This is a genomic window from Vibrio sp. 10N.261.45.E2, from assembly GCF_002875705.1.
Taxonomy (GTDB): domain Bacteria; phylum Pseudomonadota; class Gammaproteobacteria; order Enterobacterales; family Vibrionaceae; genus Vibrio.
On record NZ_MCZZ01000017.1, the window covers coordinates 1 to 13,378 of the forward strand.

At 44.3% G+C, this 13,378-nt stretch carries 11 protein-coding genes and 1 pseudogene; 7 read left to right on the forward strand and 5 right to left on the reverse strand.

Features of this window, described 5'->3' with window-relative positions:
• Positions 1–267: 267 nt before the first annotated feature.
• The 3 genes from BCT34_RS00930 (at position 268) to BCT34_RS00940 (ending at position 3,400) form a co-directional block, all read left to right on the forward strand.
• The gene (locus BCT34_RS00930; RefSeq protein WP_076654771.1) at positions 268–1,029 is read left to right on the forward strand and encodes a YdcF family protein; all 762 of its coding nucleotides are present in this window, start codon (positions 268–270) and stop codon (positions 1,027–1,029) included.
• A 466-nt stretch (positions 1,030–1,495) separates the two neighbouring features.
• Positions 1,496–2,965, forward strand: a complete 1,470-nt coding sequence (locus BCT34_RS00935; protein ID WP_076654772.1) for an aerolysin family beta-barrel pore-forming toxin — start codon at positions 1,496–1,498, stop codon at positions 2,963–2,965.
• Positions 2,966–3,178: 213 nt separating this feature from the next.
• A complete protein-coding gene (locus BCT34_RS00940; protein ID WP_076654773.1) occupies positions 3,179–3,400 on the forward strand; it encodes a hypothetical protein in 222 nt (73 codons plus the stop codon).
• Positions 3,401–3,542: 142 nt separating this feature from the next.
• Here the strand turns inward: BCT34_RS00940 and BCT34_RS00945 are convergent, their stop codons facing one another.
• Entirely contained in the window at positions 3,543–4,064 is a 522-nt protein-coding gene (locus tag BCT34_RS00945) for a DUF2058 domain-containing protein (protein ID WP_048611459.1), read from the reverse strand.
• A gap of 413 nt (positions 4,065–4,477) precedes the next feature.
• Here BCT34_RS00945 and BCT34_RS00950 point away from each other — a divergent pair, with 413 nt between their 5' ends.
• Together BCT34_RS00950 and BCT34_RS00955 are read left to right on the forward strand one after the other, a co-directional pair.
• The gene (locus BCT34_RS00950; RefSeq protein ID WP_076654774.1) at positions 4,478–5,812 is read left to right on the forward strand and encodes a sphingomyelin phosphodiesterase; all 1,335 of its coding nucleotides are present in this window, start codon (positions 4,478–4,480) and stop codon (positions 5,810–5,812) included.
• A gap of 39 nt (positions 5,813–5,851) precedes the next feature.
• Positions 5,852–6,803 (forward strand): annotated as a pseudogene (locus BCT34_RS00955) (chromosome partitioning protein ParA).
• A gap of 4 nt (positions 6,804–6,807) precedes the next feature.
• Here the strand turns inward: BCT34_RS00955 and BCT34_RS00960 are convergent.
• Positions 6,808–7,842, reverse strand: coding sequence for an AraC family transcriptional regulator (locus BCT34_RS00960; protein ID WP_076654775.1), 1,035 nt, complete (start codon positions 7,840–7,842; stop codon positions 6,808–6,810).
• Between the two features lie 171 nt (positions 7,843–8,013).
• On the opposite strand from BCT34_RS00960, the gene BCT34_RS00965 reads away from it, so the two are divergent.
• Together BCT34_RS00965 and BCT34_RS00970 are read left to right on the forward strand one after the other, a co-directional pair.
• Positions 8,014–9,027 carry a DUF2804 domain-containing protein gene (locus tag BCT34_RS00965; protein ID WP_076654776.1) on the forward strand — a complete coding sequence of 338 codons (1,014 nt, stop codon included), beginning with the start codon at positions 8,014–8,016 and terminating at the stop codon, positions 9,025–9,027.
• Between the two features lie 75 nt (positions 9,028–9,102).
• Complete coding sequence (locus tag BCT34_RS00970) at positions 9,103–9,951, forward strand: sterol desaturase family protein (protein WP_076654777.1); 849 nt, start codon at positions 9,103–9,105, stop codon at positions 9,949–9,951.
• 16 nt (positions 9,952–9,967) lie between these two features.
• Here the strand turns inward: BCT34_RS00970 and BCT34_RS00975 are convergent, their stop codons facing one another.
• The 3 genes from BCT34_RS00975 to BCT34_RS00985 all read right to left on the reverse strand — a co-directional run.
• Positions 9,968–12,406 (reverse strand): carboxypeptidase-like regulatory domain-containing protein, encoded by a 2,439-nt coding sequence (locus BCT34_RS00975; protein WP_076654778.1) that lies wholly within the window; start codon positions 12,404–12,406, stop codon positions 9,968–9,970.
• A 47-nt stretch (positions 12,407–12,453) separates the two neighbouring features.
• Complete coding sequence (locus BCT34_RS00980) at positions 12,454–13,164, reverse strand: molecular chaperone (RefSeq protein ID WP_076654779.1); 711 nt, start codon at positions 13,162–13,164, stop codon at positions 12,454–12,456.
• The coding region (locus BCT34_RS00985; RefSeq protein WP_198594877.1) for a DUF4402 domain-containing protein at positions 13,161–13,378 on the reverse strand (218 nt) is incomplete at its 5' end. The genes BCT34_RS00980 and BCT34_RS00985, both read right to left, overlap by 4 nt.

Consider the following 13,378-nt stretch of genomic DNA (forward strand, 5'->3'; position numbering starts at 1 on the left):
ACTTATTATCTGAAATCGGGTTTAAATAACACGAAATAGGGTTTAAATCATTCCCTTGTTTATATACCAATAATTTCAGAAGGGTTATTGAACAATAACAGAGCGCTTTTATTCCAGCTCCCATTCGTTATCGTATTTATTCACAAAAAATCGTGCATTTGTTCAATAATACAATGAGTTAGCTATGAACGATTAACATAACTGATATATGATGCACGGCTTCAGTATGTCACATCATTTTGGCACCCGTTCGATAACAGGATCCTCATGAGCTTTATTATATTATTACTTCTTCTGCTATTGGTTGGCTTTACGCGTTTACTGCAATGGCGAAAAACCTCTCTGTTTTTATCTCTTGTTCTTATATCGTCATTTATGTTGATTGGTTCAGGCTTAATTCCTCGATATTTACTGAACGACCTGCAAGCCGATTACGAAAGTAAGCCTAAGATCCAATGGTCGAATAATAACGCCATTGTGTTGCTTGGCGCTGGTACTCAATTCATCAGTAGCACCCAAGAGTTTGAGCCGACCTTTTTCTCTTTCGGCCGAATCAACGAAACCGCAAGCCAATACAAAGCTTGTGCAAAAACGCAAACCAGATGCAAAGTGATCATCAGTGGTGGCGATGCACAAAATCACGGTGTCACCGAAGCTGAGGTTTATCAACAACAATTGCTGAGACTTGACGTTCCAATGGGTGACATTATCCAAGAGCCAAATAGCGTCAACACTTGGAAAAACGCACAGCTCACCAGTGACTTAATGAAGCATCATAAGTTCGACAACATTGTGTTGGTTTCATCTGGCCTACATATTCGCCGCAGCGAGCTCTACTTCAACCACTTCGGTTTGGATGTTATTCCAGTGAGAGCCGACTATATGGCAGCTCAGATTTCTTGGTTGCCATTGTGGTACAACTTTGCGGTCACAGATTTTGCCTTGCATGAGCAGATAGGCTTTGCTCGTTACAACACCTACAACTTTATGGGTTGGAACAGCAAACGGGAAAAACCCGGTGATGCTTAATCTTGTTTAATTAAGTTAACTCGAACCATAAAAATGCAGCGGCAATCGAAAGTTTGTTGCTGCATTTTTTGATCCTGACTATCACAACACCCTTTCTTATTTTGGCTTCCTCAATAGCTCCTCAGTTCATTAATGGGAGACACCTTGCTAATCAATCTCAAGAACTAATTTCCAAGCCAAAACCCCAAATAGCGAGACTGGTGAAATAGAAACGCTCAACAATCAACCACCCATTAATTGGATTGTTGAAACTAATTGAAAGCGATCAGATAAGTCTTTATCAACCAACAAGGTCAACAGTACAACCCTCTGATATTTATAAGTATTTATTTTCAATTCATTTCAGTATTTTTGGCATTGTTTTATATGACAAAGTACATCCCGCTAGAGTCCCTCGGCTTTAAATCAATACCCATAAAACGAATTAAATAAAAATAGCCAAACAATGGCATTCAGGAACTTATTCATGCTTAACGTCAGTAAAACCTTTCTATTCAGCTCAGCACTCTCTTTCATCTCTTTTACCACCCATGCAAAGATATATTCAGACCAAATAGTATTAGATAACCTCGGTGAAGATGTCTGCCGCTCCGATTATCGCCCGCTCAACCATACAGAAGCTCAGCAGCACAAAACCGCCCTGCTATCTCGTATGAATGTGTGGGACATTGCTGGTCTTAAAAATGACTGGGTGATCATGGGATCTGGTTACCATGGCCTGATCAAACAAGGGCAATCAAGCGACAACACTTGGTGCTATCCCAATACCCCAGACGCAGGTCTGCCTTACTACGAAGAGCAAGTCATTGCAGCGAACAACAACCATAATATTCAACGCGCCTTAGTCAGCAACAACATTCGCTTTATCAGACCGTTAAGTTATTTAGGTCATAACCTTGGTTACGCTTGGGTTGGAGGCGATAACGCACGGTACGTCGGTCAAGACATGACAATAAAGCCACTCAACAATGGCTGGGAGATCAAAGGGACTAGCAATGGAAGCTGCGCAGGTGACCGATGTAATGAGAAGACAACAATTACTGTCGATAACTTCGCTTACACACTCGACAACAGCTCATTTTTGCATGGTTCTGTAACAGAGACCGACCAAGAGTTGATAAAAAACGTCTCTGCCTATGCAATCAATGATAGTGAACAACCTAAACAAATCGTCGTTGATCTCCATTTTGAGCAATCAACACAATGGAGCAAAACACAGCGCTTCGATCTTGCTGATTCAGTCGCTATTGAAGAGACCTTTCACTGGCCGCAAGTCGGAAAAACAGAGGTAAGCGTCGCACTAGTAGAAGGCCAACGTTTCTCCGACATCAACAGTGGCGCTCGCTTTGAACCAACCGAGCTACAAGCCATTATTACCGTACCTGCTCACTCCGTGCTGCCTTTTCAAGTCGAGTTTTTACGCTCTACCATCTCTTACCCATACCGTATCAAAACGAACATGAGTTACGACGTAAACTTTACCGGTTTCCTGCGTCATAGCGGTAATGCGCTAAGCTCACATCCAACAAACCGCCCTACTGTCTCACACACTTTCACGATGGGAACCACCAGCGAAGATGGAGCCAATATCCGTTACCAATGGGATCACCGTTATATTCCTGGAGAGATGAAATGGTGGGATTGGAGTTGGGCAATCAACACCCATGGTTTGAGTAGCATGCAGTACGCCGCAGGTGCCAGTGTCCGCCCATTCTATACGTATGTTGCAGGCCAGTTTAGTGCTGAATCTCAATATTCTGGAATGATAGATATTGGTACAGAGCACTCTGTCGACTCATTTAACGCCATGACACCATCTGGCAGTTACAAAACCTATTATGCCGGTGACATCAAAGTTATGACAGACTTCGATCCCGCAGCCCTAGCGCAACTCGGTTATGACAACGCTCAGTTAACACTTACCCCAACGCAGTAATAAGCGGAATAAGAAGTGACACCAAACCCATAGTGTCTACTGTGGGCTTGATTCGTCTTATGTTCTCTTAGCCGTCCAAGTACATTCACGCCTAGGCATTCACTCTCTGAATCGTTTTTCATTGACTTAAAAGTGAAATCATAACGACACAATAATTTGCGTAACTTAGGGGGCAAATAGGCAATCAGATTACAGTGCCTATCAGGAGGATGTATGAAACCAAATCGATCTACGGTACTCACTGGACATGTCAAACACTGTCCATGTTGTTCTACCGAACTGGTCATTAAAGACCACATTCACGTTTGCCCACGCAATGAAATTGGCGACTGTTACTTTGATGGCTATGACCAACACGAGCAGCGCGCTAACACCGATTTTATCGACCATGTAGATGCCAATGATAGCCTTGTTTACGGCATGTCAGAACACTAAGTGTTACTCAGACTGGCTAAGGTCATTTCGCACCAATAAAAAATGCAGCGACAATCGAGTGATTGTTCGCTGCATTCTTAGATCCTGTCAATAAAGCGGTGAATCTCAATTTAACTAGCTTACTAGAGCTAGATAAAGCGGTTTACCACATTAGATCGTCTGGGATCACGAAGTCTTTGTACGGATCGTCTTCGTCTACTTCGTCTGTGCTACCCGCTTGCGTATCAACGATAGATTCTTCGTCGCGCATAGCAATCTTGTTAGCAACTGCTGTTGGGATAACAACATAGCTCTCGCCCTGACGAGCAATACTTAGAATGCCTTTACTTAGTTGCTTTTGAGTCAGCTCTTCTACGTAAAGGTATTTAACTAGCGTACCGTCGGTGAAGTTGTATTTGATCTCACCGTTCTTCTGTTCTAGCTTGTTCATCTCAATCAGTTGCTTCACTTGAGCCTTAATTTCTTTGCTCAACTGCTGTTCTTTCAACTGTTGGTTTAGTTCTTTGTCTTTCGCTTGCTGCGCCAGTTTAGTTTCTTCTGCTGCCGCTTTTGCTTCACGAGACTGAACGCGAGACTTTTTAGAGCCTTTCTTCGCCTTCTTTAATTTTTTCTCATTTACCAAGCCAGCTTTAAGCATCTGCTCTTGGAGTGTTAACTTTGCCATGACTTTCCCAGTTCAGGATTAAAAACGGCACTATCATACCTGTTTTTAAGGTTTCTGTTTACTGAACAAAGTTAAATTACAGAACAATCGCAAAATTTATGTTGAGACAACTCAACTGTCTCTGCAATCCCTTCTTGTTGTTTACACCTTCAACTTTTCCCAATACACGACTTTTACTTAAACACACCAAACTGGTTCGTTTATCGTCCAAAGCCCATGTTCTAACTCTATTATTCGCGCGCGTACCACTTATCATTCCCACAAAACAATATGTTAGTTTTCAATGATTAATCAATTTTATAAAACCTTGGCATATATCTCATATTTGAATAAATGCCATAGAGTTATAACTCCAATGTCATAACTCTTGACTACGTTATTCTAGACATCAATCAATAAGGATAACGTAAACGATGAAAACTCAATGGACTTGGTTAGCTGCACTTGTGGCATCCACATCAATCGCTTCGACCTCTGCGATCGCAGACACCGACGTGTATCTCACCAATAACACCAATCAAGTGATGACCATTCAAGCCAGTCACACAGGTACCGACCAGCTTCAACTGGGTGATGAGTGGCAACAGCACGTTGAACAGATTGGCCCTTGGGAAACAAAGAAGCTGATCAGTTTTAATCGTTGGACGGGTGTGAAGTCAGGGCAAACCTATCAATTCGATACTGTCATATCTAACCCTGTTGGAGAAAGTATCACGCTCAATCAAACCATGAAGGGACATTGGTACAATTCAACTCTGCGACATGGTTTGAGTGCCGCAGACGTAAACCTAACGTTGCATGACGATCGCAATATTCACCGTAGCACGACCGATGCTTTCGGGATCAATTCGGAGCTTGCCCTCAAAGCCGATTCTACGGCACGTTACGATGACATTTACTACACCATCACCCCGCCAAAAGTGGATGAGCAGCCAGAACCAGATGCCACCACTCTCAAAGTCATGACCTACAACATCTGGGCGCTGCCTGCCATCGCTTCACACATTGGTGATCGCTACGATCTACTCCCTCAATACGTAAAAGGCTATGACGTGTTGGCACTCCAAGAGGTGTTTGCCAACGGCAGAGATGAATTTCTACGTGAACTGGCAAAAGAGTATCCTTACCAAACCAAAATGCTCGATAAAGACGGGATTAACATCTATGACGGTGGCGTAATTATTGTTAGCCGTTACCCTATCGTAAATGAAGCTCAGTATGTTTTCCCTGATTGCACGGGTACAGATTGCTTTGCAGACAAAGGGGTTAACTACGCGGAAGTGATCAAGAATGGTAAGGCTTACCATGTATTTGGCACGCACACTGCCTCGTTTGATACAAACACCGCTCGTGACTACCGACAACGTCAATTCAAGCAAATGCGCGCACTAGCACAGTCTTTGAATATCCCTGCATCAGAAACTGTGGTTTACAGCGGTGACTTCAACGTGAACAAGCTGAAGTTCCCAGGCGACTACCAACAGATGCTCGCAAATTTACAAGCAGATGAGCCGAAATACTCTGGTTACACCGCTTCTACTTTTGACCCTCGCATCAACAACTTTGCAGGCGAACCTATGTCGGGTGGCGAGAATGTCGAATACCTTGATTATGTGGTGGTGAGTTCGGAATATGCAGCCAAAACTCATAACGACAATCGCGTGGATGTCCCAAGGTCTACAAGCAGTGAGTTATGGAAGCACTACAACCTTTCAGATCACTTCCCTGTTAGTGCCGTCATTAAGTAACGCGTTGAACCCATAATGCATCGAGTTATATTAATCCTCATGCTCGTCTTAACGGCGAGCATTGTTGGCTACTCATGGTCATCAATATCGAACGAATCATCGCTGCCTTCTGTTCAGATTACAGAAGCTAAGCCCCGTGTTTCACAGACAACGGCTGACGATAACTCCACGCCAACTGCAACCGCTAGTTCGGGAAATGCTGCCATGCAGAGCAAACATACCCCCGCTGTTTCACTGGATGGAAAAACCTATGCGGGAAGGTTTGAGCGAACTTCAAGGTAGAGCTTTATTCGATGAACTCGATGAGTTTTGGAAAGTTTGCCAACAACGCGACGACTGCATTGAACAACTGGCACGATTGAAATCAGAACTGTCGAGCATATGGTTTGAGTTACTGAGCGGCTATCCAGAGCTCACAGTCGACTGGCAATTAGCCCAAAGCAGTATTCCACTTGAATCCATAGAAAATATTGAAGAACGTATTGCCCTATTCAAGCAGTCCGCACAGCAAGTATGGGGCAAGTTGGCCAACCAGCTATTCGCAGACCAGTTTGCTCATCTGGATTTTACGCTTGACGCAAATGTTCTTGAAGAGAGTGAAGCGAACCAGTTTTTGACTAACTATCAAGATCTGCTTAGTGAATGGCAAAACAGTGCGGGCACATTAAACGCCGAAACACAGCTTCAAAAATATGAGTTGGCCGTCTCTTTGATACCCACCAGTTATAGCCCTTCTGAGATAGTCTTAATCAAAACCGACCTTCAGGAGAGCTACTTAGACGCAACACAGGCCAATGATATTGGCGCGCGTGAACAACAAGTCGAACAACAAAATCAAACCGTGATGACTTATCACGAACAACTGAATCAACTCAAAGCAACCTTAAACGCTCAGCGAACGTCAAGTCATGACACTTGGGCTCAACAAGATTGGGACAGTTACTATCAACAGAAAATCACCGACTTCAGGGAGCAGTTTTTTAGCAAATAACGCTTTAACTTAAACCGTCACGAAACTGAGCGGGCGTTTTATTGAGCCACCCTTTAAACGCCCTTCTGAAATTTGCTGGGTCGCTATAACCGAGCCTTTCACCAATGTCATCGATACTCATGGTCGTGCCGAGCAGCAGTTCCTTAGCTAGTTCTACTCGAACTTCGGTCAGTAGTACTTGATAACTGGAATCATGGGTTGCCAGTTCTCGTCTTAGCGTACGAGAACTGCAACCGAACTCTTCGGCTAACTGTTCAATATTCGGGAAGCTGCCTGCGGTTTGATAGAAGATCGTTTTGATCTGGTTAGTCAACAAATGTTCAGAGTCCAACGTATCGACTATCGATTGGCAAGACGCGAGATAACGCTTCAGAGTCGCGGCATCATGAGTCCGCAAGGTTTGCTCCAAAACCGATGCATCAAAACGCAGCTCACAATGGTTTTGTTCAAAAATCACCGGACACTGGAAACGGTTTTCATAAAGCTTGACGTAGTTAGGGCGAACATAGGGCAAAGCCAGAGTCTGAATATCCAGATCATGGCCAGTCAGCTCTTTGAACAAAGAGACAATAGAACTCAGGAAATACTCGCTGCAGAAAGGAAGCAGCTCACCCACCTCAAAAGTATTTTCAATCTGGATCACCGCTTGTTCGGAATCTAGAAGCAGTCTAACCGAGAAGATAGGCCCATTCAGGCGCAAATATTTAAATCCCGATTGGATGGCCTCCCCAACATTTTGACTGGTCGATAGCGCATAACCCAACACGCCAAAGTGGCTCAGACTTGCATGCTCTCCTAACCAAAGCCCTAAACCATCGTGAGGAAAGCTCTGATTAGCCGCGCTAAACAACGCAAGCTTATCAGCGTAAGTCAGCTTTCCATTCGGGTCTCGCCAATCCATAGTTTCTAACCCGACTTCCGTGAGCAGCCTTTCAATATCGACACCTCGTTGCGCTAAGGTATTCAACAGCAGCGCTATATCTAATGCTCCTAGCTGATGCCGATGCCCCGTTGGCTTATACTCCGCGATAATCTCCAATCAAATCTCCTTGTATCGAGCCTCGCACAACAATCTTGACCACTCAGGTCCAACAACCCATGCTGACGAAATCGTGATTAGTAACCAGCTCTTGTCCGAATATGACCTCCCAATTCTACGCTACTCATCGCACAATGGCTTTAATTGTTAAATTAATGTGAACCATCGCAAATGATAAAAACAATCCCTGCCCCACATAATTTGATTGATTCTAATGGTCAGCCGACTATTGGGCATTTCGATGGCATACCTAAGCACCTGAACATTAAGAGCTTTGACTACCGCAACTCAATGGATGCAAAAGCAAATCCTTGGCAGAAGCACTTTCATTACAAACAGTTTCAATTTGTTAGCATCGTCACCGACACGCACATTATTGGTGTCGCCATCGCAGATATTCGCTACTTGGGTTCCGCATTTTGTTATCTGTACGACATCGAAAACAACCATCTTGAAGAGTCATCTTGGTTAAGGCCATTAGGGTTTGATAAACAAGTGACCGCTTCACCATTTGAAGGAAAGACAAGTATTGCAAACCAGAGCATTACGTTTGAGATTGAAGGCGGACAATGGCGAGTTCGCTTAAGTACCAAACACATCAAAGCCGATATCGCTTTAGAGCCAGAGACCGACAGCTCGCCCATCGCGATGTGCAGCCCAACAGGTTATTCAGGTTGGACTTACACCCAAAAGCACAATGCTTTGCGCATCAGCGGCGATATCCAAGTCAAGGGAGCATCATTAAACCTCACGCAAGCTCGTGCTGGTTATGACTTTTCGGCGGGTTACATGAGGCGTGAAACCAGTTGGCGTTGGGCTAGCCTCAACACGCAATCAAATGGCACTGATATTGGCCTGAACCTCGCGGCAGGCGTCAATGAGACGGGAGGCTGCGAAAACGTATTATGGGTGAATGGAACTAGACACTTACTTAATCCGGTGCAGTTTACATTTAGTCGTCAAAACACGGATTTACCTTGGCAAATAACATCACAAGATGGGCGTATAAACCTGTCATTTACCCCCTTAAATAACCGCAGCGAAAAGCTCAATTTATGGCTGCTAAAGAGTAACTTCCGTCAGTTCATCGGTCACTTTTCTGGCTCGATTGAAGACAACAATGGTGTGACACATCCACTCGATGACGCTCTTGGACTAACAGAAGATCACTTTGCTCGCTGGTAGCGTAATCCTGCTGAGCACTGAATCTCAGGCGACCAAGCTTACACAACACGTATCGTGTCTCAACGAGGATAGAACATGAATATCGACGCATTAATCAATCACCCAGAATGGCTACTGCTGGTATTAGCGCCCTTGTTCGTGCTGTGCATGTTGGCTGAGTATTTTATCGGTCAGAAGCAAGGTCGACTGCCTGATAACTCGAGCTATAAACTTTCAGAAGTAATGTGTAACTTCACGCTAGCAGGCATGCACCAGCTCTCGGATTTACTCACCGGGTTATTGATCGTGCAGCTGTATCTTTGGATGTTCGGCTGGCGCTTAATGGACATCGAAATGGGTGTGCTGAGTTTTGTTGTATTGATGGTACTGCAAGACTTTTTCTATTACTGGTTCCATAGAGCAAGCCATCGTGTCCGCTGGATGTGGGCAGCACACGTCGCCCACCACAGCTCAGAACGCATGAACTTCAGCACAGCTTTCCGTCAAAGCTTAATGTACCCATTCGCGGGTATGTGGCTATTTTGGGTTCCCTTGGTCATCATAGGTTTCGACCCCAAATGGGTCATATTTGTGGTGCTTCTCAACCTAGGTTTGCAGTTCTTTGTCCATACACAATGGATACGAAGCTTAGGTGCACTTGAATACATCTTTAACACCCCTTCACATCATCGTGTGCATCACGGGAAAAATCCACAATACATCGATAAGAACTACGCTGGTGTTTTGATCATTTGGGATAAGTTGCTTGGTACGTTCGAACCCGAAGTTGAAACTGTGCGTTACGGCGTCACCAAGCCAGTAAACAGTTTTAACCCGATAGTGGTTACCTTCCAAGAGTGGAAAGCTATATTCAAAGATCTTAGAAACCGAGAATTAAACATAAAAGAAAAAGTACATTTGATACTCTCACCTCCTTCAGACTAATCAAAAGCGATCGGGGCTAATACACTTTATGAAAATCGATGAGGTTGAATGTGAGATCGCTGACCCAGAAATCTCCGTCCAAGTCGGCACCTTGCACGTATCGCTTATCTCCCATTTCCAAAGTCACAATGTATTTGCCTGCGATGAGCCCCTCTACCATATAAAAGCCATCGCTCTCAATCTCACTCGAATACTCGGTGCCTTTCTGGATATGCTTGAAGTGCAGATAAGCATTGTTTTCTATGTCGCCTTCTACTGTGCCATCGACGCCAAATGACACCACCATCTCTATGTGAGCATGAGTGAGTCCGACTTGTTTGGTATTCACAAACACGGGGTTTTGAATCGGCGTCAGGTTAAGGTCGAGTGCTCCTTCATCAATATAGATCGGCAAATTATCCCGAGCTGGGACACTTGAGAATTCAAACCGACCTTTTGCGTCACTGACCGTTCGTTGATCCAATATTTGTAGGCTGACACCTGGTATGGGTTGTTTGTGGTGGTCATAGACAATGCCCGTCAGCTTAGAATGGTTATATCGATTCCACTCTACAAACTCACCAATGCTGTCATCAAAATAAGTCTTAGCACCGAACTCAGTGGTCATTTCGACACCGTATTGATCTTCTGTTCCTTCCAACTTAAAGAGTAAATAAGGGTTCACACGCGCTTCTAAGGAGGCAGTAAACGAGACATCCTGCTTTTGATATCGTGCCGATACGTTCGTCGTGAGTTCTTGAAAGACCTCGAAAGGATCTAACAGGCACTCTTTACACGCATTTCTGAGGGATAGTTCCGTTCGCTCATGATGACCAGAGCCATTAACGGTTCCAGAGATATTCCACGATGTATCCGAAAACCCGCTTTTAGCTAAGCCAATCGTATGAAGATAGTCATCTTGATGAGAGGCTTTGGTGTATCGATAATCGCCAGCGTATGAGACAAACAGATTGCGAGCCACTTTCGAGTTCAACTTAGGCTCAATGCTGAGCTCATCTTCATCATCTCTCACGGACAAAAAGGCGGTTAAGTTTTCAAGCGATAGGTTATATTTGAAAACATCGTATTCCATCGACTCTGAGTCCAATTCATCGGTTTTATTAAGCTCTATCGATGCCGACTGGTCACCGTTGATCAAAATATCAAACTCCATTGGAAAGCGATTAAATTCAGGCAACCAACCAATATGGCCTGCAAACCAGTGTGCTGGTAAGTATCGCCCCTGAAAGCCAACGAGGTCTTTACCATGTTGTCTCATAAAGGCACTGCCTACAGTGAAATAATCGGCAAGCCCGTATTCGAGTGATACCGCGCCAGCTCGGTCTGTACCTTCATTTCCCACTACTTGCACACCCCACTCATTGCGTGGCAAAAATGCATCTTCTAAACCAGCAACGGTGATCTCTTCCTCTTGCCAAACACCTTTCGACAAGTAGTAGCGAAACTTGATGGTGTCTCCGGGGGAAATATTGTCTTCTTCGACTACAAAGCGTCCAAACTCATCTGAGCGATAAGTGGTTTGATAGATGCCATTGACCAAGACATCGATGCTGATGTTAGGTTGAGTCGTTCGTTCGAGTTGAAGGTTGCCGAACTCTGTCTGTCGCTTTCGATTGGTGTAATAGAGCCCATCTTCGAGGGTTTGATTCACGGTAAAAACGCTGCCATCTAATAACACATGGCCAACTTCCAAAGAGCCTTCACCTTCATGCGCTTCCACCGCGATGTTGTAATAAACGATCGGGTTATCTTCTCGCGAATCAATCGACAAGCGAGACAAGGAGTGTTCTGTGCTCAATATGGTATCTGAGATCGCGTAAACATCTCCGCCAGTTTCACTGTCATGATAAACCGATGCCGCTAATCGAGTGGCTAAGCCTACCGCAGCCACAGGTTCGAAAGCTGGCGTGTTTTCAGCTCGCTTAAGCTCTTCGGCCTTCCTACGCGATTCATTTTTCATCTTAGAGATCGCCGCTTCTAGTTCAGTCAATGAACTGAATTCTGGCGAGACCGTTAGCCGGTAATCATTAATATCCCAACGCACTTTAGCCGGGATACAAGCTTGTAAGCTATACCAATGGATATAAGTTTCTGAATCGATGACTTGATATTTGATCGACTGAATATTGTTATCATCGCGATAGCAGATTGCTTGTTCAGTATCCACAATATAGGGGGGAGACTCTCTTGCCACATCTTGAGGTAGGTACAATTCGCAGTATCCATTTTCATCACACTGCCCATTCATTTCGAGCAGATAAAAAGCGGCATTGGATATCGAAATAAAGGGCTCTTCGTAGTCATCCATCATGACCCGATAGAAGCTATCTCCTACTTTACCCACTCGAACTTCAACATGGGCTGGATAGAGTTCGCTCGCATCACTTTCTGCTTTAGATTGCGAATATGCAGCAAAGGGAAAAAGCGAAGCGAGCAGAAGAAGTCGCCAAAACATACAGCTGAACACTGGTTTTTACAGAGTTCGCGACAATGAAACGAGAGCTAAAGAACACATTCGTAGAGAGGTTGTTCGTTTTGAACTAGTGAGATCTTCGACCCTTTTGGGAAAGGCTTGATTAATTCCGCATTGCGAAGGAGTACCACTTTTTCGCTATGGTCGTCGACATTCAATTTCGCGGTGAACTGAAACTTGCCATCGTTGCGGATCTTGATGCTTTGGTTGTCACATGCAAACTTAACGTCTTGTACTTGCTCACCTTTCTGAACATAAACGGGGACATAACTATTGATGTGAAAGTTCAATTGAAAGGCAGATCCGTCACTGTTAGTTTTGCTCGTAGACAACGCAATGTCTGATAGCTCTGACGATTTTGCTATCGGAGAAAACCACAAGTAAGCTCGGTACTCTCCGTCTGCCATATCGGCAGGTAAAGCATTCATACGTAAACGAACCGTGCGTCTCTGGTTAGGTTTAAGTTCACGAATGATCGGTGGCGAGACCTTAATCCAATTTGCGATGTCTTCCGATTCAGCAATATTTGCGTCAGTTCGAACCAAGCCACTCGCCTTTACAGGGCGATAAATCGGTTTTATCTCCAAACGAATCGGTTGGTCTGAATTATTTTCGACAACGATTTTTTCAGTGACCGAAGTGTCGGCATCCAATACAAAACGGGTCGGTGCGATGAGTAACTGAGCATAGGCTTGTGTTGTGAAGATTAAGCCGAGAACACATGAGATAAACAACTTCATTTATAATTAACCTCAAAAGGGATTGTACTGGTGTAAAGGCCTGCGGGGTGGTTAGCGCCGATTTTCACTTTCGCACCAATACACAATAATTTGCTTCTTCCATTGCCTTTGATCTTGGCTCGACCTCGTTTTGATAAGCCACAACCAAAATAAAACTTTCTAATACGAAAGCGTTTGGATTTACGAGAATGGTTTAAGCCCGATTTCAGATAAT

What these genes read in the sequence shown, in the direction of transcription:
- BCT34_RS00930 (WP_076654771.1), top strand. Translation starts at nt 268, where the DNA reads ATGAGCTTTATTATATTATTACTTCTTCTGCTATTGGTTGGCTTTACG.
- BCT34_RS00935 (WP_076654772.1), top strand. Translation starts at nt 1,496, where the DNA reads ATGCTTAACGTCAGTAAAACCTTTCTATTCAGCTCAGCACTCTCTTTC.
- BCT34_RS00940 (WP_076654773.1), top strand. Translation starts at nt 3,179, where the DNA reads ATGAAACCAAATCGATCTACGGTACTCACTGGACATGTCAAACACTGT.
- BCT34_RS00945 (WP_048611459.1), bottom strand. Translation starts at nt 4,064, where the DNA reads ATGGCAAAGTTAACACTCCAAGAGCAGATGCTTAAAGCTGGCTTGGTA.
- BCT34_RS00950 (WP_076654774.1), top strand. Translation starts at nt 4,478, where the DNA reads ATGAAAACTCAATGGACTTGGTTAGCTGCACTTGTGGCATCCACATCA.
- BCT34_RS00965 (WP_076654776.1), top strand. Translation starts at nt 8,014, where the DNA reads ATGATAAAAACAATCCCTGCCCCACATAATTTGATTGATTCTAATGGT.
- BCT34_RS00970 (WP_076654777.1), top strand. Translation starts at nt 9,103, where the DNA reads ATGAATATCGACGCATTAATCAATCACCCAGAATGGCTACTGCTGGTA.
- BCT34_RS00975 (WP_076654778.1), bottom strand. Translation starts at nt 12,406, where the DNA reads ATGTTTTGGCGACTTCTTCTGCTCGCTTCGCTTTTTCCCTTTGCTGCA.
- BCT34_RS00980 (WP_076654779.1), bottom strand. Translation starts at nt 13,164, where the DNA reads ATGAAGTTGTTTATCTCATGTGTTCTCGGCTTAATCTTCACAACACAA.